Here is a 22840-nt window from a genome sequence, read left to right as displayed (position 1 = left end):
TTTTTGTTTAGGCACTTAAAATTATAGAGGCATGAGCGCTTTTTTTGTATCAAAATGATTTAAAAAACAAAAAAGGGCGGGACAGCAGTTCATGCCATCCCACCACAAAAGATTAAGACCCATTATAATAGACAAAAGTTTGTGATATAATAAAGTGATTTGTTTTGAAAAAGGTGGATAGAAGTCATGTATGAAGCGTATCATTCGGGATGGATAGAGTGTATTACTGGCAGTATGTTTAGTGGTAAGTCTGAAGAATTAATTCGTCGATTACGTCGAGGTGTCTATGCGAAACAGAAAGTGGTCGTGTTCAAACCGCTCATCGACGATCGTTACCATAAAGAGAAAGTCGTCTCGCACAACGGTAATGCCATAGAAGCAGTCAATATTTCGTCTGCCGAAGAGATTACACAATACGACTTAAAAGGTGTCGATATTGTCGGGATTGATGAAATACAATTTTTTGATCGTGATATTGTGGATGTTGCGACATCGCTTGCTGAACAAGGATATCGAGTGATTACGGCAGGATTAGATATGGACTTCAAAGGTGAGCCTTTTGAACCTGTCCCTGAGATGTTGGCAGTGAGTGAACATATTACGAAGTTGCAAGCTGTTTGTGCGGTCTGTGGGGCTTCGTCAAGCCGAACACAACGTTTAATTAACGGCAAGCCAGCAAAAGTCGATGATCCGATTATTTTAGTCGGAGCGAACGAAAGTTATGAACCACGTTGTCGCGCACATCACGTAGTGTTACCGAGCGACAAGGAAGAGGAGGATAATCAATAATGTTTGATCAATTAGATATAGTAGAAGAAAGATATGAACAATTAAATGAATTGTTAAGTGATCCAGATGTTGTGAGTGATGCGAACAAATTGCGTCAATATTCAAAAGAACAATCGGATCTGCAAAAGACAGTCGATGTATATCGTCAGTATAAACAAGTAAAAGAAGACAGTGAAGAGATCGAATTAATGATGGCAGAAACAGATGATCAAGATGAAATTGATATGTTGAAACAAGATGCCAATGATTTGAAAGCGCAAATACCAGAGTTAGAAGAACAGCTGAAAATTTTATTAATTCCAAAAGATCCTAACGATGAAAAAGACGTTATTGTTGAAATTCGTGCAGCGGCCGGTGGAGATGAAGCGGCTATTTTTGCGGGGGATTTGTTCCGTATGTATTCAAAGTTTGCGGAATCACAAAGTTTGAAAACAGAAGTGGTAGAAGCAACTGAAAGTGATCATGGTGGTTATAAAGAAATCAGCTTTTCTGTAACAGGTCAAGATGCATACAGCAAGTTAAAATTCGAAAACGGTGCACATCGTGTGCAACGTGTACCAGAAACAGAATCAGGCGGACGTATTCATACATCAACGGCAACGGTTGCGGTGTTACCTGAAGTAGAAGATGTTGAAATCGAGATTCGTAAAGAAGATTTACAAATTGACACGTATCGTTCAAGTGGTGCAGGTGGACAGCACGTCAATACAACTGACTCTGCCGTCCGTATTACCCACTTACCAACGGGTGTCATCGCAACATCATCAGAAAAATCACAAATTCAAAACCGTGAAAAAGCGATGAAAGTATTGAAAGCACGTCTGTATGACATGAAGTTACAAGAAGAACAACAAAAATATGCAGCACAACGTAAATCTGCAGTAGGAACAGGGGACCGTTCAGAACGTATCCGCACATATAACTATCCGCAAAGTCGTGTGACAGATCACCGCATTGGATTGACTTTACAAAAGTTAGACCAAATCATGGAAGGAAAGCTAGATGAAGTGATAGATGCGTTGACGATGCATGAGCAAACAGAAAAATTGAAAGAGCTTAATAGCGGTGAGTTATAAGCAGTGGCTAACACAAGCCAAGGCACGTGCAATGACGGCTGATCTTGAGTCTTCTGCCGTAGAGTGGTTGTTGTTTGACTTATTAGGTTGGACACGTGTAAACCTTCTTGTTGATGGAGATATGACGATGATAGAGAGTGATACAGTCCTTTTGAATAGTGGGCTAGAACGACTTTTATCTGGAGAACCTGTTCAATATATTACCGCACAAGCGACTTTTTATGGCCGTCCGTATCATGTTGATACACGCGTACTTATTCCAAGACAGGAAACAGAAGAAGTCGTCGCGGCGTTTATCGAACGATGTCCGAAGTTGGGAAAAGTTGCAGATATTGGAACCGGATCAGGTATCATTGCGTTGACGATCAAGCAAGAATGTCCAGACTTAGAAGTTTGGGCATCCGATATTTCATCAGATGCATTAGCAGTTGCACGTCAAAATGCTGACCATCATCATGTTGCAATCCATACGTTGGAAGGTAGTGTGTTATCACCATTTATCGAACATCATATACGGTTGGACGGTTTGATTAGCAATCCACCGTACATTGGTGAAGAAGAGATATCCGAAATGGGAGCTAATGTCCTTACGCATGAGCCGCATCTTGCACTATTTGCTGATGATAAAGGCTATGCGATTTATGACCAGTTACTGAGGGATTTACCAAAAGTCATGAGTGAAGGTGCACCAATCGTCTTTGAAATAGGATATCAACAAGGGGAAACGTTGTGTAAAATGGCTAAGTCCTATTACCCGCACATACAACCTGAAGTGATGTTAGATATCAATGGGCATCCACGTATCTTTCATATGACGTGGCATGCATCATCAGAAGAAAAATAAGGTTATGTCACAGATGATGATTCGTCTGTGCATAACCTTTTGTTTTGCAGTAAAATAGAGAGTGAGGAGAGGTGTTTAATTTGGTAAAAACAACGATATGGGATGTACGTGAATATACGACCAATCTCATAGATTATCCATATTTATCAGAAATTATCGCAACTTATCGACAAGGTGGACTCGTTGCTTTACCGACCGAGACAGTCTATGGACTGGGTGCTGATGCAACGAATGAACAAGCGGTGCAGGCAATATATGAGGCAAAAGGGCGACCGTCAGACAATCCACTGATCGTTCATATTTATGATACAAAACAACTAGAAGATTTTGTTGAAAGCGTATCAGAGACAACAGAACGATTAATGGAAGCATTTTGGCCGGGGCCGATTACGTTCATTTTGCCACTCAAGCCCGGCTATCTTTGTCAGTCAGTCACAGGTGGACTCGATTCAGTAGCTGTCAGAATGCCAAGTCATCCTGTGGCCCGTACGCTACTTAAAGAAGTTGCATTACCTATTGCAGCGCCGAGTGCGAATTTAAGTGGCAGACCGTCGCCAACAACTTTTGAACACGTATATTCTGATTTAGAAGGGCGTATAGATGGTATTATCCAGTCTACGCAGAGTGAGGCAGGCCTTGAAAGTACTGTGTTAGACTGTACATCATTCCCATTTCGTATTGCAAGACCGGGTACGATTACACGCAATATGTTGAATGAGATTCTTCCAAATGGTATCGATGCAATGCATGTAGAATCAACAGATAAACCGATCGCACCGGGGATGAAGTATAAACATTATGCTCCGGAAACACCCTTGAAGATTTTTGAAGTATTAAATGAAAAGTTAGATACGACACAAAAAGATTGGTCACAGTCAGCGTTTATTGTGCCTGAAAGTTTATTGCCATTTATTCCAGAGCAAGCGCAGACGATTGTTTTGAGTACAACTGAGTCAGATATCGAACAAGCCAACCATAACTTGTATGCGGCTTTACATCAATTAGATCAATTGGATGAGATTGCATATGCTTATATTTATGGCTATCCCAATCATGATGATGCAGAAGCTTTGCATAATCGCATGGTGAAGGCAGCAAATCATCAATTTGTAAAGGAGGACTGGTGATGAGAATTTTATTTGTATGTACTGGCAATACATGCCGGAGTCCGATGGCAGAAGGAATTGCCAAAAGTCTATTGCCAGATCATGAGATTGCATCTCGTGGTATTATGGCACAAGATGGTGCACCGATTGCAGCGCATACAAGAAACTTATTGGAAAAGCATGATTATCCTGTCCCTGAAGGTGCATCAGCTTTTTCTCAAGATGATGTAGAAGCCGACTTGATTTTAGCGATGACATCTTCACATGTGCATCACCTTCAAATGCTATACGGAGATACTTTGAATATCACAACATTAAGTGAATATGTTGAAGAGACGAATGAAGTACCAGATCCATTTGGCGGCTCATATGCGCAATACGTGAATACATTTCAACAATTAAGCGCATTGATTCGCCAATTACAGAAAAAACTTGACACAGAATTAGTATGAGACATAGAAAAAATAAGTTATAATAGTAAACATACAGCATGTATAGGGTTCTATGAATGATCTGTATGTTTCAATCATACATATTCATAGGGAGGTTGTTATGATGGAGAACTTCAGACAGTTATTGCAAGAACTCAAGTCAAAATCTTTTTTCGTAGAAGGAGAACTCTGTGTTATCGGTTGTTCTACTTCGGAGGTGCAAGGTGATCGAATAGGAACGTCAGGGTCCTTAGATGTAGCGAAAACACTGTATGACGCATTGGTAGATATTCAAAGCGAGACGGGCGTATCGTTTGCATTTCAAGGTTGTGAACATATCAATCGGGCATTAACGATTGAACGTGAGGCATACAACTCATATACGATGGAGCTTGTATCTGTCGTACCCGACACACATGCAGGTGGCTCGCTAGCTACATATGCTTATCGTCATATGAATGATCCTGTCGTTGTCGAATTTATTCGTGCCGATAAGGGGATTGATATCGGTCAGGCATTGATCGGTATGCACCTGAAGCATGTTGCAGTTCCTGTACGTTGCAAAACCAAGCAAGTAGGGGATGCGATTGTAACAGTTGCGACAAGCCGTCCGAAGAAGATTGGTGGCGAACGTGCAAAATATCAACTTGATTAGGAAAGAGGGAATGGTCTATGTCATTTATTGCAAAGCAAGATAAGGCAGTCTTTGATGCGATTCAAAAGGAATTCAATCGTCAAAATAACAACATTGAATTAATCGCTTCTGAAAACTTTGTCTCTGAAGCAGTTATGGAAGCGCAAGGTTCAGTTATGACAAACAAGTACGCTGAAGGATATCCAGGTCGTCGATATTACGGTGGTTGTGGATTTGTTGACGTAACGGAAACACTTGCCATTGAGCGTGCCAAAAAACTATTTAATGCTGAGCATGTCAATGTACAGCCACATTCTGGATCTCAGGCGAATATGGCAGTATATCTTGTAGCATTGGAGCACGGTGATACAGTTTTAGGGATGAACTTGAGTCACGGTGGACATTTGACACACGGTTCACCTGTCAACTTTAGTGGTAAAACATACAACTTTGTTGAGTATGGTGTAACGAAGGAAGATGAGCGCATTGATTATGAAGAAGTGCGTCAATTAGCGAAAAAGCATCAGCCTAAGTTAATCGTTGCAGGTGCCTCAGCTTATTCACGTGAGATTGACTTCAAGAAGTTTAAAGAGATTGCGGACGAAGTCGGTGCGAAGTTAATGGTAGATATGGCGCACATCGCAGGTTTAGTAGCAACAGGTCTACATCAGAACCCGGTAGAATACGCAGATTTTGTAACAACAACTACACACAAAACCCTACGTGGCCCACGCGGTGGCATGATTTTATGTAAAGCTGAATATCAAAAAGAAATTGACAAAACAATGTTCCCGGGTATTCAAGGTGGTCCATTAGAGCATGTTATCGCTGCAAAAGCAGTTGCATTTGGTGAAGCACTCGAACCTGACTTCAAAGTGTATCAAACACAATTTGTAAAAAATGCGCAGACATTGGCAAAAACTCTGAAAGATAATGGTTTCCGCATCGTATCTGGTGGCACAGACAACCATTTAGTCGCAGTAGATGTAAAAGGCTCTGTCGGTATTACAGGTAAAATGGCTGAAAAAGTGCTTGATGAAGTAGGTATTACATGTAATAAAAACACAATTCCGTTTGATCAAGAAAAACCATTTGTTACAAGTGGTATTCGTCTCGGAACGCCAGCTGCTACAACGCGCGGTTTTGATGAAAAAGCATTTGAAGAAGTCGCACATATTATGAGCGATGTACTTAAAAATCATGAAGACACGAAAGTGCTCGAAGAAGCGAAGCAACGTGTTAAAAATTTAACAGAAAAATTCCCTTTATATAATAAATAACAAACTGGAGGCATCGTAATGGGAAATGTACAAGTACTTGATCACCCTTTAATTCAACACAAATTAAGTTTTATTCGTGACGTCAACACAGGAACGAAAGCATTTCGTGAACTCGTTGACGAAGTCGGTATGTTAATGGCTTATGAAGTAACACGTAACTTAGAATTGGAAGACGTAGAAATCGAAACACCTGTCACAAAAGCAACGGTTAAACGATTATCTGGTAAAAAATTAGCGTTTATTCCAATTTTACGTGCTGGTTTAGGAATGACGACAGGTATTTTAAATCTTGTACCTGCTGCTCGCATTGGACATGTTGGTTTATATCGTGATCCGAAAACACTTGAAGCAGTTGAATATTTTGTGAAGTTACCACAAGATATCGAAGAGCGCGAAATCATTGTCGTAGATCCTATGTTGGCGACAGGCGCATCAGCAATTGAAGCAATCACTTCATTGAAGAAGCGTGGTGCGAAACATATTCGTTTCATGTGCTTAATTGCAGCGCCAGAAGGTGTTGAAAAGTTACAAGCGGCACATGACGATGTCGATATCTTCATTGCGGCATTGGATGAAAAACTTGATGAAAATGCATATATTATTCCAGGACTAGGAGATGCCGGAGACCGTTTATTCGGTACAAAATAGTGTCTGCAAGGAGTACGACGCAATGAAAAAAATCATGACCATTTTTGGTACGCGACCAGAGGCAATTAAGATGGCACCGCTCGTCCTACAATTAAAAAAAGACCCACTGTTACAGCCTGTGGTTGTTGTGACAGCACAACATCGAGAAATGCTCGATGCAGTATTGGACACATTTGGTATCGAACCCGATTATGATTTGAATGTCATGACACCTGGCCAATCATTATCACAGATTACATCTCGTGTGCTGGTTGGCCTAGAACGTGTCATTCAAGATGAATCGCCTGATATGATTTTAGTTCATGGTGATACGACAACGACGTTCGCTGGTAGCTTAGCAGCATTTTATAACGAAGTCAGCATCGGCCATGTTGAAGCAGGGCTTCGGACATATAACAAATATGCGCCATTTCCAGAAGAAATTAATCGTCAAATGACGAGTAATATGGCAGACTTACATTTTGCGCCGACTGTACAAGCAAGGCAAAATCTCCTGAATGAGAATAAGTCTGAACATGCAGTTGTTGTCACGGGTAATACGGCAATTGATGCGATGCGTACGACCATTCATGAACAATATGAATCTGATATTTTATACAGGCATCATGACAAACGTATTATTCTACTCACTGCGCATCGACGAGAAAATATTGGAGAGCCAATGACGCATATTTTTAAAGCGGCAAGACGTATTGTGGATGCTTTTGAGGATGTTGTACTTGTGTATCCAATGCATAAAAATCCTAAAGTGCGAGAAATTGCACATCTATATTTAGATAATCATGCACGCATCGAACTGATTGAACCGCTCGATGTTGTTGATTTTCATAATTTTGCACATCATGCTTATTTGATTATGACTGATTCTGGCGGTGTCCAAGAAGAAGCGCCTTCACTTGGTAAGCCGGTTCTCGTACTGAGAGATACAACGGAAAGACCAGAAGGGGTAGAAGCGGGGACGTTAAAGCTTGTCGGCACAAACGAAGCGGATGTGTATCAACATTTGTTACAATTATTAACAGATGTGACACAGTACGAAGCGATGAGAAGTGCTAACAATCCGTATGGCGATGGTTACGCTTCGGAGCGAATTTGTGAACATATCAAATATTACTTCGGTTTGATTAGTGATAAACCATCACCATTTAAAGTGGAAAAGTAATTCGTGGTAATTTGTGACAAATTTGTGACAAATCAAAACGAGAATGAAAGCCCTTTTCATTGCACAATTGACACACTTTTGACCCTATATTATCATGAAAGTTGTATGTGTGGAACGGCTTTCTTATTTGTGTCTTAAGGCAGAAAAGGGGACCAAAAATGAAACGTTTCTTAAAAAAATCACAGCCTTTTTTAACCGTTTACATGAGTATGATTTCCATACTTGTCGTGTTAAACTTGTTGTATCATCACACATTTGTTGTCGGTTTGCTTGTTGGGACGCTTGCATCTATGGTGAATACAACCATATTTGAGTACTATCTTTGGCGTGCACAACACCGTCCTGCGAGTCCGATATCAACAGGGAATGGCTGGCGATATTTAGTTGCGATAGTCGCCTGTACAATTTGGTTTTTCAACCAATCAGAAATACATATTATAGGTGTACTCATTGGGCTAATGATTTCATACGCATTAATTATTTTTCGTCCCTTGTTCAAAAGGGGATAGGGGTTATTTTAAAACTGAAAAGAGGTGAAATCCAAAAATGCAACATGAAAATCCAATTGTAACGTGGCACTTTTTAGGTGTAGATATTAACTTCAACTTATCTACAATCATGATGCTTTTGATTACAGCAGTTATTGTATTCATCATTGCAATTGCATGTACACGCAATCTGCAAAAGCGTCCTAAAGGTGCACAAAACTTCATTGAGTGGGTTTTTGACTTTGTGCGTGGTGTTATTGAGAGTAATATGGCATGGAAAACTGGGGGGCAATTCCACTTCTTAGCAGTGACATTGATCCTATTCATCTTTGTGGCGAATATGCTCGGCTTACCAATGTCCTTGGTTGTCGGTCATACATTGTGGTGGAAATCACCGACTGCAGATCCACACGTAACGCTAACATTAGCGACAATGATGGTGTTATTAACACATTATTATGGTGTGAAGATGCGTGGTGCAAAAGCTTACGCAAAAGGGTATGCAACACCTTATGCAGCGTTATTGCCAATTAATCTCTTTGAAGAGTTCTCTTCAACATTAACGCTCGGTTTGCGTCTCTACGGTAACATCTATGCTGGTGAGATCTTGTTAGGTCTTTTAGCAGGTGTGGCTACTACAACAATCGGTTGGATTATCGGTATTCCTGGCCTGATTATTTGGCAAGGCTTCTCAATCTTTATCGGTACAATCCAAGCTTATATCTTTATCATGTTATCAATGGTATACATGTCACACAAAGTGGCAGACAACCATTAAATAAAAATAATTTAACTTTATACATTTAGGAGGAAATATATAATGAATTTAATCGCAGCAGCAATCGCAATCGGTTTATCAGCATTAGGTGCAGGTATTGGTAACGGTCTTATCGTATCTAGAACAGTAGAAGGTGTTGCACGTCAACCAGAAGCACGTACACAATTAATGTCAATCATGTTCATCGGTATCGGTTTAGTTGAAGCACTTCCAATCATCGGCGTAGTTATTACATTTATCGTATTATTCCAATAATCAAGAAGACACGAGTATTTGTAACGCAAGTCATGACGATATCGAGATAATGCCTTGTAGCTAACAAGTGCAATTGTCTGCGGCGAAGTCTAAAATGATAGGCCTTCGCCATTCGTTTTATGTAATGAATGAAATGATTGAAAGGAGTGTACAGCATAGTGACTGCCAACTTATTTACCTTTGCAGCAGGTAGTGGCGTTAATATCGGTGATATCGCCGTTACATTGGTGACATTTACCATCTTATTAGTGCTACTGAAAAAGTATGCATGGGGACCATTAAAACAAGTGATGGACGACCGTGAACGTTCAATCAATAAAGATATTGATGATGCAGAACAAGCAAAATTAAATGCGCAACGTCTTGAAGAAGAGAACCAAAAAATCTTAAAAGAAACACAAGACGAAGTGCATAAAATTATTGAAGATGCTAAGTTACAAGCACGTCGTCAACAAGAAGAAATCATCCACGAAGCGAATAAACGTGCGAACGGTATGATTGAAACAGCACAAAGTGAAATCAACAGCGAAAAAGAACGTGCGTTAGCTGAAATCAACAATCAAGTTTCTGAGCTTTCAGTATTAATCGCATCAAAAGTATTACGCAAAGAAATTTCTGAACAAGATCAGAAAGCACTCGTTGAAAAGTACATTAAAGAGGTAGGGGATAAATAATGGCTAATGTAGCTCAAAAATATGCCCAAGCACTTTTCGATGTTGCTTTGAAAGCAGAAGTGTTATCGCAAGTTTATAGCGAATTGACTGAGATCCATACTGCGATCCAAAATCAAAAAAGTGATTTGGCAACGATGGATTACGAACCAAAAATCACAGCAAATGAACGTCGTCAATTGGTAGACAATGTATTTAATGGCGTACATCCATACTTATTAAATACATTGAAGGTGATTGCAACACAACGTAATTTCCGACTTTTACCAGAGATTTATCGTGCATTTGAAGAAAGTTATTACGCATTTCATGGACTTGCGGATGCTTACGTTGAATCTGCAGCATCACTTTCTGAAGTGGAATTAGAACAAGTGAAGCAAGCTTTACTTGTTCGTACAGATCTTAAAGATTTAAATTTACACACGACTGTCAATGAAGGATTGATTGGTGGCGTACGTGTCAAAATTGGAACGAAGGTCTATGATGGCTCAATCCAAAATGATTTAAATCAACTTGTTAAGCAGTTTAGTAGAGTTAATTAATTACGATATAAAAGAGGAGTGACATAGATGGCCATAAAAGCTGAAGAGATTAGTGCATTACTTCGCTCACAAATTGAAAACTATGAGTCTGAGATGTCAGTAACAGATGTAGGTACAGTTATTCAAATTGGTGACGGTATTGCATTAGTTCACGGATTAAATGACGTTATGGCTGGGGAATTATTAGAGTTCCATAACGGCGTTCTTGGATTGGCTCAAAACTTAGAAGAAACAAATGTCGGGGTTGTTATTTTAGGACCATTCGACGAAATCAAAGAAGGCGACGAAGTGAAACGAACAGGTCGTATCATGGAAGTACCTGTTGGTGAAGAACTTATCGGTCGTGTTGTAAACCCATTAGGTCAACCAATCGATGGTCAAGGGCCATTAAATACGACTAAAACACGTCCAATCGAGAAAAAAGCAACAGGCGTTATGGCGCGTAAATCTGTTGATGAGCCTTTACAAACAGGTATCAAAGCCATTGACGCACTTGTACCAATCGGTCGTGGTCAACGTGAGTTAATTATCGGTGACCGTCAAACTGGTAAAACAACAGTTGCTATTGATACGATTTTAAACCAAAAAGATCAAGATATGATCTGTGTATATGTTGCAATCGGTCAAAAAGAATCAACAGTACGTGCATCAGTTGAAAAACTACGTCAAGCAGGTGCGCTTGATTACACAATCGTTGTATCTGCATCGGCAGCACAACCAGCACCAATGTTATACATCGCGCCATATGCAGGTGTATCTATCGCTGAAGAATTTATGTTCAACGGCAAACATGTATTAATCGTTTATGATGATTTAACAAAACAAGCGGCAGCATATCGTGAGTTATCATTATTATTACGTCGTCCACCAGGTCGTGAAGCATACCCAGGTGATGTATTCTACCTACATAGCCGTTTATTAGAGCGTGCTGCAAAGCTTAACGATGATTTAGGTGGCGGTTCGATCACTGCCTTACCATTCGTAGAGACACAAGCAGGGGACATCTCTGCATACGTTCCAACGAACGTTATCTCAATTACAGATGGTCAAATCTTCTTACAATCTGACTTATTCTTCTCTGGTATTCGTCCTGCCATTAACGCAGGTTTATCAGTATCACGTGTAGGTGGATCTGCACAAATCAAAGCGATGAAGAAAGTTGCAGGGACATTACGTCTTGACCTTGCATCATATCGTGAACTTGAGTCATTCGCACAGTTCGGTTCAGATTTAGATGAAGCGACATCACGTAAACTTGAACGTGGTAAGAGAACGGTTGAAGTATTGAAACAAGACCAAAACAAACCACTTCCAGTAGAACATCAAGTATTAATTATTTATGCTTTAACACGCGGTTATCTTGATGATATTCCAGTTGAAGACATCACACGCTTTGAAGACGAAATCATTGAATGGACAAAAGCCAATGCAAACGACATCTTCACAGAAATCCGTGAAACAGGTGGCTTACCAGCAGATGAGAAATTTGAAGCAGCGATCAACGAATTCAAGAAAAGCTTCAAAAGAATAGAGCAATAATTGATATTTAATTGATGAAGGTGGTGAGATAGTGGCTTCTTTAAAAGAGATAGATTCTCGTATAAAATCAACCAAAAAGATGAAGCAAATTACGAGTGCAATGAACATGGTATCGAACTCAAAACTTCGTAAGGCGGAGAAAAATGCGAAAACATTTAGACCTTACATGGATAAAATGCAAGACGCAGTGACTGCGATTGCAGGTACCAATACGTCATCTTCACATCCAATGCTTGTCAAACGCCCAACAAAACGTGTGGGTTATATGGTCTTAACGAGTGATCGTGGTTTAGCAGGTGCATACAATGCAAACGTATTGAAAACAATGATACGTGATATCGATGCACGTCATCAAAATCCAGAAGAGTACAGTATTATCGTTCTCGGACAAATCGGTGTATCATTCTTACAAAACCGTGGCTATCAAGTGGCGAATGCATTAACAGATATTCCTGATCAACCATCATTCAAGGCTGTACAAGCAATTGCGAAACGTGCCGTAGACTTATATGTCAGCGAAGAAATTGACGAATTGCATGTATATTACAGCCATTATATTAGTGTGATTGAAAACAAACCGACAAGCAGACAGTTGTTACCATTATCTTCTGAGAACGCAAGCGAAGGCCATGGCAACATGGCATCATACGAATTTGAACCGGATAAAGAATCAATTCTACAAGTATTGTTACCACAATATATTGAAAGTCTGATTTACGGTACAATTCTCGATGCGAAAGCCAGCGAGCACGCATCACGTATGAATGCAATGAAGAATGCGTCTGATAATGCGACTGAAATGATTGATGATTTATCTTTAGAATTCAACCGTGCGCGTCAAGCAGCCATCACGCAACAAATTACGGAAATTGTTGGTGGTTCAGCAGCATTGGAATAATTTGATTATAAGGAGGAACAAACATGGGATTAGGCCGTGTAACTCAGGTCATGGGTCCAGTCATCGACGTGCGTTTTGAGCATGATGAAATGCCAAACATTAACAATGCACTTGTGATTGAAGTACCTAGAGATGGCGAATCTGAGAGTTTAACTTTAGAAGTTGCGCTACATTTAGGTGACGACGTTGTACGTACAATTGCAATGGACTCTACTGACGGTGTGCAACGTGGTGCAGAAGTAAAAGATACTGGGGCACCAATTAGTGTACCAGTAGGTGATGCGACGTTAGGTCGAGTATTTAATGTATTAGGTGATCACATTGACTTAGATGGTGAAATTGATGCGTCAGTACGTCGTGATCCAATCCATCGTCAAGCACCAACATTTGATGAACTCTCTACAGAAGTAGAAATTTTAGAAACAGGTATTAAAGTTGTTGACTTATTAGCCCCTTACATTAAAGGTGGTAAAATCGGATTATTCGGTGGTGCCGGTGTAGGTAAAACAGTATTAATTCAAGAATTGATCAACAACATCGCTCAAGAGCACGGTGGTATTTCAGTATTCGCCGGTGTAGGTGAGCGTACACGTGAAGGTAACGACCTTTACTACGAAATGAAAGACAGTGGTGTTATCGCTAAAACAGCGATGGTATTCGGTCAAATGAATGAGCCACCTGGTGCGCGTATGCGTGTTGCCTTATCAGGTTTAACAATGGCTGAATATTTCCGTGATGAACAAGGTCAAGACGTATTATTGTTCATCGATAACATCTTCCGTTTTACACAAGCAGGTTCAGAGGTGTCAGCTTTATTAGGCCGTATGCCTTCTGCCGTAGGTTATCAACCAACACTTGCAACTGAGATGGGTCAATTACAAGAGCGTATCACATCTACAACGAAAGGTTCAGTAACATCTATCCAAGCGGTATTCGTACCTGCCGATGACTATACTGACCCAGCGCCAGCAACAGCTTTCGCCCACTTAGATGCAACAACAAACTTAGAGCGTAAATTGAGTGAAATGGGTATTTATCCAGCAGTAGACCCATTAGCTTCTACTTCGCGTGCTTTAGAACCAACAATCGTCGGTCAAGAGCACTACGAAGTTGCACGTCAAGTACAATCAACACTTCAAAAATACCGTGAATTACAAGATATTATCGCAATTCTTGGTATGGATGAATTGTCTGATGAAGATAAGAAAACAGTTGAACGCGCACGTCGTATTCAATTCTTCTTATCACAAAACTTCCACGTAGCAGAACAATTTACAGGTCAACCGGGTTCATATGTACCAGTTAAAGATACAGTTCAAGACTTCAAAGCAATCTTAGAAGGTAAATATGACCATATCCCTGAAGATGCTTTCCGTTTAGTGGGTGGCATTGATGATGTACTTGCAAAAGCAAAAGATATGGGTGTTGAAGTATAATTCAAATTAGGAGGCATGGATAATGAATACATTAACCTTAGATATCGTCACTCCTAATGGTTCTGTTTATAATGAAGACAACGTAGAAATCGTTGTTTTACAAACAACAGCAGGCGAGATGGGTGTGATGCATGGTCACATTCCGACAGTTGCGCCATTAAAAATTGGTCATATCAAAGTGACAAGAGACGGTCAGTCCGACTATATAGCTGTGACTGAAGGATTTGCTGAAATTCGTCGAGAAAAAGTCAACATCTTAGTTCAGTCAGCTGAATCAGCAGAGGATATTGATTTAGAACGTGCGAAATCAGCAAAACAGCGTGCAACATTTTATCTTGAGAGCGACAAAGAAGATACAGATATGAAGCGTGCAGAACGTGCATTGAAGCGCGCAGAAAACCGTATCGAAGTAGCCAAGTTCAAATAATATCATTCAAAAAGGTTTAGCTCATTACGGGCTAAACCTTTTTTACGTCAACACCATTGCGTTGTTTGATGCTTTGCAGAACAATCTTTTAATGGCATTTATGACAAGGTGATTTCTATTTTTTAGGTTTCATTTTGGTTTATTTTCTTCAAAAAGGGAATATCATTATTACGAGTACTAATAGTATGATTTGAGTGAAAAATCATGTAAAATCAATATAGATTTATATGAAGAGGAGCAACATCATGGAATATCTAGGACAGTTTGCGGTAGCACATATTATCATGCATGTACTCTGTATTTGTGTTGCATACTGGGCATTAAATGCAGTTCGTTTAGAACAGTTTTTCAAAAAAGGATATCCTGTCCAAGTACAAGTTGTTATGATATTTTTAGCAATTGTTATCGGAACAGGGGTCAGCAATTTTGTCATTGATTTACTTCAGTTTTCAACACAAATTAAATATTTATTTTAGCATTTGTCATGAATCAATTGAAAGAATCGAAGTTAATATGAATATCAAAGAAAAGCATAGAGAGAGACAGTGGAGGATTTTTGAAGATGGATAAAATTATTGTACGAGGCGGACAAACTTTAAAAGGGAGCGTAATGGTAGAAGGTGCGAAGAATGCAGTTTTACCTATTATTACTGCGGCATTATTAGCTAGTGAAGGTAAAAGTGAATTACGCAATGTGCCCCCTTTGAGTGATGTTGACACAATCAATAATGTTTTGAGTGTTTTGAATGCGGATGTTTCTTATGATGAAGCAACACAAGTTGTATCAGTGGATGCAACGAAGCAATTGAATGAAGAAGCCCCTTATGAATATGTTAGCAAGATGCGTGCAAGTATTCTTGTAATGGGACCGTTACTCGCACGACTCGGTGTGGCAAAGGTTGCATTACCAGGTGGATGTGCCATTGGATCACGTCCGATTGAGCAACATTTGAAAGGATTCGAAGCATTAGGAGCAGAAATACATCAAGAAGCAGGGTTTATTCACGCAACAGCTGAAAATGGTTTAGTTGGTAATGATATACACTTAGACTTCCCAAGTGTCGGTGCTACACAAAACATTATGATGGCAGCTTCATTAGCAAAAGGGCGTACCGTCATCGAAAATGTTGCACGTGAGCCAGAAATTGTCGACCTTGCCAACTACATCAACGAAATGGGTGGCGATGTGAAAGGGGCAGGAACAGATACAATTACGATTCATGGTGTAGAAGTATTAAAAGGTGTATCTCATGCGATTATTCCTGACCGCATTGTAGCAGGTACATTGATGATTGCAGCAGCGATTACACGTGGTGATGTATTTGTGAAAGGTGCAATTAAAGAGCATATGACAAGTCTTGTATATAAACTTGAAGAAATGGGTGTGGAACTTGAATACCGTGAAGATGGTATTCGTGTTACAGCACCTGAACAACTTAAACCTGTCGACGTGAAAACATTACCGCATCCAGGCTTCCCAACGGATATGCAATCACAAATGATGGCACTTTTATTAACAGCTGAAGGCCATAAAATCTTGACAGAAACTGTATTTGAGAATCGTTTTATGCATGTAGCTGAATTTAAACGCATGAATGCTAATATTTCGGTTGAAGGTCGCAATGCAAAGATTCAAGGTAAAAGTCAATTACAAGGAGCTCAAGTAAAAGCAACAGACTTACGTGCAGCAGCAGCGTTAATATTAGCAGGTCTTGTCGCTGAAGGTGAAACGACAGTTACAGAGTTAAAGCATCTTGATCGTGGTTATGTAGATTTCCACGGCAAGTTAAAAGCACTCGGCGCAGACATCGAACGTATCAATGATTAAAAAGTTTTATTTTGCGATTGTGAACCAGTCCACTAGCATGAAATTAATCGTGTTTGTGATTGTCAGTGTCGTACTATTTTATGTCGGTCTTATGATTGGTTTATGGATGAATCATGACCATATTTTCAAAGTGTTGAATCCTAACTTTTTTAGGTATTTTAGCGAGACTTTAGGAGGATCATAGTAGATGGAAACTATTTTTGATTATAATGAAATTAAAAAAATTATTCCGCATCGTCAGCCATTTTTGTTGATTGACAAGATTGTAGAATACGAAGAAGGTCAGCGTTGTGTCGGCATTAAACAAGTATCAGGCAATGAGCCCTTTTTTCAAGGACATTTTCCTGATTATGCTGTGATGCCAGGTGTATTAATTACAGAAGCCCTTGCACAAACAGGTGCGGTTGCGATGTTGAACAGTGAAGAAAACAGAGGGAAAATCGCACTATTCGCAGGAATTGATAAATGTCGTTTTAAAAGACAAGTTGTTCCCGGGGATACATTGAGATTAGAGGTTGAAATCACAAAAATAAAGGGACCTATCGGTAAAGGGACAGCCAAAGCAACGGTAGATGGTCAACTTGCATGTAGCTGTGAACTTACATTTGCCTTACAGTCACCAGAATAAAACAAGAACGCCAGGAGTATAGAACATACTTACTGGCGTTCATCTTTAAGGCGAGGTTTTGATTGCATTTTTCGATTGAAAGCTTTGATCAGCGCTTCTCCTTCTAATCCTTCATCAACAAGTTGTTCTAATAAGCTCTCCGCATACACTTGACGCAATGTATAAATGTGACATTCAAAAATAACGGAAATTTTATCTTTGAGTTGTGTAATGTGCTTAATCGTTGCATCAAAGAGTGCAGGATCGTTAGATGGACGTGTAATGACCACACGAATGTTGAGAAGTTGATTATCTTCCATATAGGCTGTCATCTGTTCTTTGTGAATATCTGAAATGACAATTTCAAGTAGCCATCCTGTTCCACGATCTTCTTTATTAATAATGACCCCATCAATCAGTTCGTACTCAGTTACACTGCTGTTATCAGATACAATTTGAAAGCGTACGGCTTTGAATGTCTTCATGTTGCCACCATCCCCTTATTTTTTTAAATTTTACGTTTTTTGAATTTATCACCTTTATTATAACTCAAATAATCAACGAGTTCGTTATGAGATTGAAAATGTTTAAATATTACGCATCTTATATGACTGATATTTGATAGAACTCAAATTGCATTTTGAAGTACTTCTATACTATCATACTTTCAGGAGGTGATAAGTATTAATCAAATTAAAGCAATCGGCACTGTCTCAAAAGCACCTAAGTACTATGAAAAACCAGGAAGTTATTTTGTGACCTTTTTTCTTGCGGTAGAACGCAATTACAAAGGGAAGGATAACCATCCCATCTTTGATTACTTAAATTGTAAAGCATTTGGCCCTGTTGCGATACAAATTGATCAAGAAGTGAATCAAGGAGATCTACTATCTATTGAAGGTTATCTTACAACACGTCGTTATCAATTTAACGATGAAAAACGTTTTTCAACAGAAATTGTCGTTGAATCTGTTGAAATATTAGAAGTCCCACCCCTTATCGAATCCAACGACCACACACTTGTTTAGCTATTTAGTACCCACCCATACCCTAACAAAATGTATCCACCACATACTCTCTATTTATATACTACTTTCTTTCATTAATTCCCTAACCTTAATGACTTTTGTCAGTTTTTAAATCGTACGTTTTCTTAATATTTCATAGGCGGGTTGCACAATGCGGAAGGCGTGGACCCGTCTTATACATACTATAACCTGTCATTCATTACAGTGTCGTCAGGGTATTCATTTGAAAAAAGACATTGAGTTTGCTAAATTTAAGTAAATTGAACATTGATGACTACTAGGGGCGCAAACTCGCTGAGATGAATGAAAATTCAAACCCTTTGAACCTGATTTGGATGATGCCAACGTAGGGAAGTAGATAATGATGTATCAAGGTGAGAAAGCATCATCTTAGTTACCTCTATGTAGTCTATATGTATATTAGTGAGACATGGAGGTAATCAAATGATTCAGAAACCTAAAATTGCATTAACTATTGCAGGGACAGATCCATCTGGGGGAGCAGGTGCAATGGCAGACTTAAAGTCTTTTCATGCATGCGGTGTTTATGGAATGAGTGCTATCACGAGTATCGTGGCACAAAATTCTCTAGGTGTGCAACACATTCATAACCTTGAACCTGCATGGTTAGAAGAACAACTCGCAAGTGTATTTAACGATGAACCACCACATGCCCTGAAGACAGGGATGATTCCAACACCTGACATGATGATGATTATTGAACGTTATTTAAAGAACTTTGACATACCATATGTTATTGATCCTGTCATGGTTGCTAAAAGTGGTGATTCATTGATGGCAGAGCAAGTTCGAAAGCAATTAAAAACAACATTGCTACCATACGCAGATGTTGCAACGCCAAATATTCCAGAAGCTGAAGAGATTACAGGCTTTCAATTGGATACAATGGAAAAGATTCATCGAGCAGGTGAATTCTTTATTAAAGAGATAGGATCTAAAGGCGTTGTCATTAAAGGGGGTCATTTGGCAGGTGATGCAACAGATCATCTTTTTACAAGAGAGGGACACTTTGTTTTTGAAGGTGAACGTTATCCAACTGAACATACACATGGTACAGGTTGTACATTCTCAGCAGTTATTACTGCAGAGTTGGCGAAAGGACGATCTGTTTATGATGCAGTTGCAAAGGCAAAAGCGTTTATTGCTTTAGCGATTAAACATACTCCAGAAATAGGACAGGGCAGAGGTCCGGTTAATCACTTTGCTTATCAATCACAGAAGGGATGGGACTAATGAGCGATTATTTAACCGAAGTACGCAAAGAAAGTCCACTAGTTATATGTTATACCAATGATGTTGTTAAAAACTTTACTGCAAATGGCCTACTTAGTCTAGGTGCGAGTCCAGCTATGAGTGAAGCACCTGAAGAAGCGGCAGACTTTTTTAAAGTTGCACAAGCGTTACTCATCAATATCGGTACACTAACACAACAAAGCGGTGAAGATATGTTGCGCATTGCTAAAGAAGCAAACCGCCAAGGCGTACCAATTGTTTTCGATCCCGTGGCAGTCGGTGCTTCTCAATTCAGAAGAAACTTTTGCAAACGCTTTTTAGAAGAAATTCAAGTGACAGTCATAAAAGGAAATGCTTCTGAAATTTTAGCACTTGTGGATGAAACAGCCACGATGAAAGGGACAGACAGTACGCTTGATCAACTGCCTGTTGAAGCGGCAAAACAAGCACATCATCAATATGATGCAGCTATCGTAATGACTGGTGAAACAGATGTGATCGTACAAGACGATCGAGCAATCGCTTTAGGCAATGGGACGCCGTTATTAGCAAAAGTCACTGGGACAGGTTGTTTACTAGGTGCTGTTGTCGCAAGTTTTTTATTGAAAGATACACAGCCTTCATTGGAGAAGTTAGCTGAAGCGGTATCATACTATACCATTTCAGCAGAACGCGCAGAAGTAAAAGCAGGTGCTGATTTGCCAGGGACTTTTTCAGTCGCATTTTTAGATGCATTGAGTCAAACTGCGACAGTCGCTTTTCAACAAGAGATAAAGAAGAGAGAAGTGAAGAATGATGAGATTTGATCGTAAGCAATTACGAGTTTATTTTATTGCAGGGACGCAAGATGTAAAAAAGGGAAGTCTTGATCGTATTCTTGAAGATGCTTTAAAAGCAGGTATAACGATGTTTCAGTTTCGTGAAAAAGGTCCCTCTGCATTAACAGGAGAAGCAAAAAAACAAAAAGCATTAGAACTTCAGAAGTTATGTCGGACGTATCAAGTTCCTTTTATTGTCAATGATGATGTTGCACTTGCTTTAGAAATAGATGCTGATGGTATACATGTCGGGCAAGACGATGCAGAAGTTCAAAGCTTTTATACACAAGCAGAAGATAAAATTATCGGTCTAAGTGTGAGTAACTTTGAAGAGTATGATCAGTCAGATTTGACACATGTCGATTACATTGGTGTAGGTCCTGTATATCGAACGCAATCGAAGAGCGATGCCAAACAAGCCGGTGGTATCGAAATGATTCGTCGTATGCGTCGTTATGATGAAGAGATTCCCATTGTCGCAATCGGTGGTATTACAGAAGAAAATGTTGCGTCTATTATTAATAATGGAGCAGATGGTATTGCCACTATTTCTTCAATTACACAGAGTGACAATATTGAAAAATCTGTGTCGTGCTACTTACAATATTTTAAATAAATTGCCTTAAATTATGAGAAATGTTTCCACCTGAATACGTTATATGATAAAATGACACTTATGTGAATAATAGTATAGAGGTGGAAAAATGAAGAATAAAGCGTTACTAGCCATGCTTTTTGGTATCACACTTTTTTTAGCTGGTTGTGATTATAGTAAGCCTGAGAACCGAGATGGTTTCTTTTACAATACATTCGTACAACCAATGGATAGCTTAATTCATTGGTTAGGCCATGAACTAGATAATAACTATGGTCTTGCGATTATCATTATCGTATTAGTTGTACGTATCGTATTATTACCATTGATGTTATCAAACTATAAAAACATGCATATGATGCGTGAAAAAATGAAAGTTGCAAAACCTGACATTACAGCAGTACAAGAAAAAGTTAAACGTGCACGTACACAAGAAGACAAACTTGCAGCTAACCAAGAAATGATGACAGTGTACAAAAAATATGGTATGAATCCAATGTCTAGTATGATTGGTTGTTTACCATTACTAATCCAAATGCCAATCATCATGGGTCTATATTTCGTATTAAGATACCCAACAGGTGGCGGTATTACGAAATACTCTGATTTCATGTGGTTCCAACTAGATAAACCAGATATTTGGATTACGCTAATCGCGGGTATTCTATACTTTTTACAAGCGTACGTATCTTTATCAAATATGCCTGCTGAACAAAAACAAATGGGCTATATGATGATGATTATCTCACCAATTATGATCATCTGGATTTCATACACATCAGCTGCCGCATTAGGTTTATACTGGTCTGTATCGGCTGCATTCCTTGTTGTTCAAACATATTTTGCGAATGTCGTTTATAGTAAAAAAGCAAAAGAAGAAGTAGCACCATTGATTAAAAAGATGGAAGCTGAGAAAAACCAAAACAACAAGACAGGTAAAAATACACAAGTTGTATCGAAGAAGAAGAAAAAGAAATAACGGTACCACGTAAACACCCGTTTCAGATAGCTTTTATAAGGCTACTGAAACGGGTGTTTTTATTTTTATCGTTCAGTGGTATCCCATTCATCAAAGAATTGATCAAGAAACTGTTCGAGAAACAGATGACGTTGTGCTGCTATTTCTCGTGCTTCAGGTGTATTCATAAGCGTTTTTAGTAGTAGTAGTAACTTTTCGTAAAAATGTTTGATGGCAGAAGGTGACAACTGCTCGAGGTGTACATTTTGATTGTTGAGTTCTTGCTGCGTTGCTTCGCCTGTCCACATTGGTTCTTTGAAGTGACCGGCAAATTGGAACGTCCGTGCAATACCGATAGCGCCAAGGGCATCCAGACGATCGGCATCTTGTACGATTTGTGCTTCGATGGTGTTAAGTTTGCCCACTTGATCTGTCTGACGAAAGCTCATATTTTCGATGATATAGCGAATTGCGTCTTGATCCATGGATGTTACATTAAGATCATTTAAAAATGTATTGAGATTACGATAGGCTGCTTCAGGATTTACGAGTTTATCATCAACTGTATCATGCAATAAAGCAGCTATTTCAATGACGTAATGGTTGGCATTTGGATAAGATGCTGCAATGAAACGTGCCATTTTGTGAACACGTTTGACATGTGCCACATCATGCCCGGTTGTATCCTGCGCATGCACTTCGTTCATATAATCATATGCCGCTTGAATATGTGTTTTCATACTTCAAC

General features: G+C 39.3%; 28 protein-coding genes and 1 riboswitch. Of the genes, 26 read left to right on the top strand and 2 right to left on the bottom strand.

Features of this window, described 5'->3' with window-relative positions; translation table 11 throughout:
* Positions 1 to 186 precede the first annotated feature (186 nt).
* The 21 genes from MUA51_RS08270 (at position 187) to fabZ (ending at position 17460) form a co-directional block, all read left to right on the top strand.
* Entirely contained in the window at positions 187 to 789 is a 603-nt protein-coding gene (locus tag MUA51_RS08270; protein WP_262559325.1) for a thymidine kinase, read from the top strand.
* On the top strand, positions 789 to 1865 hold the full coding sequence (gene prfA / locus MUA51_RS08265; RefSeq protein WP_262559324.1) for a peptide chain release factor 1: 1077 nt from the start codon (positions 789 to 791) through the stop codon (positions 1863 to 1865). The genes MUA51_RS08270 and prfA overlap by 1 nt, the downstream gene beginning before the upstream one ends.
* A complete protein-coding gene (gene prmC / locus MUA51_RS08260) occupies positions 1855 to 2709 on the top strand; it encodes a peptide chain release factor N(5)-glutamine methyltransferase (protein WP_262559323.1) in 855 nt (284 codons plus the stop codon). The genes prfA and prmC overlap by 11 nt, the downstream gene beginning before the upstream one ends.
* Before the next feature lie 80 nt (positions 2710 to 2789).
* Positions 2790 to 3836, top strand: coding sequence for an L-threonylcarbamoyladenylate synthase (locus MUA51_RS08255; protein WP_262559322.1), 1047 nt, complete (start codon positions 2790 to 2792; stop codon positions 3834 to 3836).
* On the top strand, positions 3836 to 4267 hold the full coding sequence (locus MUA51_RS08250) for a low molecular weight protein arginine phosphatase (RefSeq protein ID WP_262559321.1): 432 nt from the start codon (positions 3836 to 3838) through the stop codon (positions 4265 to 4267). Before MUA51_RS08255 ends, MUA51_RS08250 begins: the two co-directional genes overlap by 1 nt.
* A 103-nt stretch (positions 4268 to 4370) precedes the next feature.
* Complete coding sequence (locus MUA51_RS08245) at positions 4371 to 4901, top strand: TIGR01440 family protein (RefSeq protein WP_262559320.1); 531 nt, start codon at positions 4371 to 4373, stop codon at positions 4899 to 4901.
* 17 nt (positions 4902 to 4918) lie between these two features.
* Positions 4919 to 6160: a serine hydroxymethyltransferase gene (gene glyA, locus MUA51_RS08240; protein WP_262559319.1), complete on the top strand. Its 1242-nt coding sequence runs from the start codon at positions 4919 to 4921 to the stop codon at positions 6158 to 6160.
* A gap of 18 nt (positions 6161 to 6178) precedes the next feature.
* Complete coding sequence (upp, locus tag MUA51_RS08235) at positions 6179 to 6808, top strand: uracil phosphoribosyltransferase (protein WP_095117516.1); 630 nt, start codon at positions 6179 to 6181, stop codon at positions 6806 to 6808.
* Positions 6809 to 6830: 22 nt separating this feature from the next.
* The gene (gene wecB / locus MUA51_RS08230) at positions 6831 to 7970 is read left to right on the top strand and encodes a non-hydrolyzing UDP-N-acetylglucosamine 2-epimerase (protein ID WP_262559318.1); all 1140 of its coding nucleotides are present in this window, start codon (positions 6831 to 6833) and stop codon (positions 7968 to 7970) included.
* Between the two features lie 158 nt (positions 7971 to 8128).
* The gene (locus MUA51_RS08225) at positions 8129 to 8479 is read left to right on the top strand and encodes an ATP synthase subunit I (RefSeq protein ID WP_262559317.1); all 351 of its coding nucleotides are present in this window, start codon (positions 8129 to 8131) and stop codon (positions 8477 to 8479) included.
* 37 nt (positions 8480 to 8516) lie between these two features.
* Complete coding sequence (gene atpB, locus MUA51_RS08220; RefSeq protein WP_262559316.1) at positions 8517 to 9236, top strand: F0F1 ATP synthase subunit A; 720 nt, start codon at positions 8517 to 8519, stop codon at positions 9234 to 9236.
* Positions 9237 to 9278: 42 nt separating this feature from the next.
* Positions 9279 to 9491 carry a F0F1 ATP synthase subunit C gene (atpE, locus tag MUA51_RS08215; protein ID WP_044359165.1) on the top strand — a complete coding sequence of 71 codons (213 nt, stop codon included), beginning with the start codon at positions 9279 to 9281 and terminating at the stop codon, positions 9489 to 9491.
* 158 nt (positions 9492 to 9649) lie between these two features.
* On the top strand, positions 9650 to 10165 hold the full coding sequence (locus MUA51_RS08210) for a F0F1 ATP synthase subunit B (RefSeq protein WP_262559315.1): 516 nt from the start codon (positions 9650 to 9652) through the stop codon (positions 10163 to 10165).
* A complete protein-coding gene (locus MUA51_RS08205) occupies positions 10165 to 10704 on the top strand; it encodes a F0F1 ATP synthase subunit delta (RefSeq protein WP_262559314.1) in 540 nt (179 codons plus the stop codon). Before MUA51_RS08210 ends, MUA51_RS08205 begins: the two co-directional genes overlap by 1 nt.
* Positions 10705 to 10731: 27 nt before the next feature.
* Positions 10732 to 12243, top strand: coding sequence for a F0F1 ATP synthase subunit alpha (gene atpA / locus MUA51_RS08200; RefSeq protein WP_262559313.1), 1512 nt, complete (start codon positions 10732 to 10734; stop codon positions 12241 to 12243).
* A gap of 31 nt (positions 12244 to 12274) precedes the next feature.
* Positions 12275 to 13141, top strand: coding sequence for an ATP synthase F1 subunit gamma (atpG, locus tag MUA51_RS08195; RefSeq protein ID WP_095117509.1), 867 nt, complete (start codon positions 12275 to 12277; stop codon positions 13139 to 13141).
* Between the two features lie 23 nt (positions 13142 to 13164).
* Complete coding sequence (gene atpD, locus MUA51_RS08190; RefSeq protein WP_095117508.1) at positions 13165 to 14577, top strand: F0F1 ATP synthase subunit beta; 1413 nt, start codon at positions 13165 to 13167, stop codon at positions 14575 to 14577.
* Between the two features lie 22 nt (positions 14578 to 14599).
* Positions 14600 to 15004, top strand: coding sequence for a F0F1 ATP synthase subunit epsilon (locus MUA51_RS08185; RefSeq protein ID WP_262559312.1), 405 nt, complete (start codon positions 14600 to 14602; stop codon positions 15002 to 15004).
* A 245-nt stretch (positions 15005 to 15249) separates the two neighbouring features.
* The gene (locus tag MUA51_RS08180; protein ID WP_262559311.1) at positions 15250 to 15480 is read left to right on the top strand and encodes a DUF1146 family protein; all 231 of its coding nucleotides are present in this window, start codon (positions 15250 to 15252) and stop codon (positions 15478 to 15480) included.
* Between the two features lie 86 nt (positions 15481 to 15566).
* Complete coding sequence (gene murA / locus MUA51_RS08175) at positions 15567 to 16832, top strand: UDP-N-acetylglucosamine 1-carboxyvinyltransferase (protein WP_095117505.1); 1266 nt, start codon at positions 15567 to 15569, stop codon at positions 16830 to 16832.
* 187 nt (positions 16833 to 17019) lie between these two features.
* The gene (fabZ, locus tag MUA51_RS08170; RefSeq protein WP_262559310.1) at positions 17020 to 17460 is read left to right on the top strand and encodes a 3-hydroxyacyl-ACP dehydratase FabZ; all 441 of its coding nucleotides are present in this window, start codon (positions 17020 to 17022) and stop codon (positions 17458 to 17460) included.
* 29 nt (positions 17461 to 17489) lie between these two features.
* Here fabZ and MUA51_RS08165 read toward each other — a convergent pair whose 3' ends face one another.
* Complete coding sequence (locus MUA51_RS08165) at positions 17490 to 17924, bottom strand: YwpF-like family protein (RefSeq protein ID WP_095117502.1); 435 nt, start codon at positions 17922 to 17924, stop codon at positions 17490 to 17492.
* Positions 17925 to 18113: 189 nt separating this feature from the next.
* Here MUA51_RS08165 and MUA51_RS08160 point away from each other — a divergent pair, with 189 nt between their 5' ends.
* From MUA51_RS08160 to yidC, 5 genes are all read left to right on the top strand, one after another.
* A complete protein-coding gene (locus tag MUA51_RS08160; RefSeq protein WP_262559309.1) occupies positions 18114 to 18467 on the top strand; it encodes a single-stranded DNA-binding protein in 354 nt (117 codons plus the stop codon).
* Positions 18468 to 18736: 269 nt separating this feature from the next.
* Positions 18737 to 18837: riboswitch (TPP riboswitch) on the top strand.
* A gap of 77 nt (positions 18838 to 18914) precedes the next feature.
* Complete coding sequence (thiD, locus tag MUA51_RS08155) at positions 18915 to 19721, top strand: bifunctional hydroxymethylpyrimidine kinase/phosphomethylpyrimidine kinase (RefSeq protein ID WP_262560888.1); 807 nt, start codon at positions 18915 to 18917, stop codon at positions 19719 to 19721.
* Entirely contained in the window at positions 19721 to 20527 is an 807-nt protein-coding gene (gene thiM / locus MUA51_RS08150; protein ID WP_262559308.1) for a hydroxyethylthiazole kinase, read from the top strand. Before thiD ends, thiM begins: the two co-directional genes overlap by 1 nt.
* Entirely contained in the window at positions 20517 to 21155 is a 639-nt protein-coding gene (thiE, locus tag MUA51_RS08145; protein ID WP_262560887.1) for a thiamine phosphate synthase, read from the top strand. Before thiM ends, thiE begins: the two co-directional genes overlap by 11 nt.
* 88 nt (positions 21156 to 21243) lie before the next feature.
* Positions 21244 to 22113 (top strand): membrane protein insertase YidC, encoded by an 870-nt coding sequence (gene yidC, locus MUA51_RS08140; RefSeq protein WP_262559307.1) that lies wholly within the window; start codon positions 21244 to 21246, stop codon positions 22111 to 22113.
* Between the two features lie 65 nt (positions 22114 to 22178).
* Here yidC and MUA51_RS08135 read toward each other — a convergent pair whose 3' ends face one another.
* Positions 22179 to 22832, bottom strand: coding sequence for an HD domain-containing protein (locus tag MUA51_RS08135; RefSeq protein WP_262559305.1), 654 nt, complete (start codon positions 22830 to 22832; stop codon positions 22179 to 22181).
* Between the last annotated feature and the right edge of the window lie 8 nt (positions 22833 to 22840).

It is taken from the genome of Staphylococcus sp. IVB6214, assembly GCF_025558585.1.
Lineage (GTDB): Bacteria > Bacillota > Bacilli > Staphylococcales > Staphylococcaceae > Staphylococcus.
Note: the sequence above shows the minus strand (reverse complement) of the source record. Positions and strands in the feature narration are given on the sequence as shown.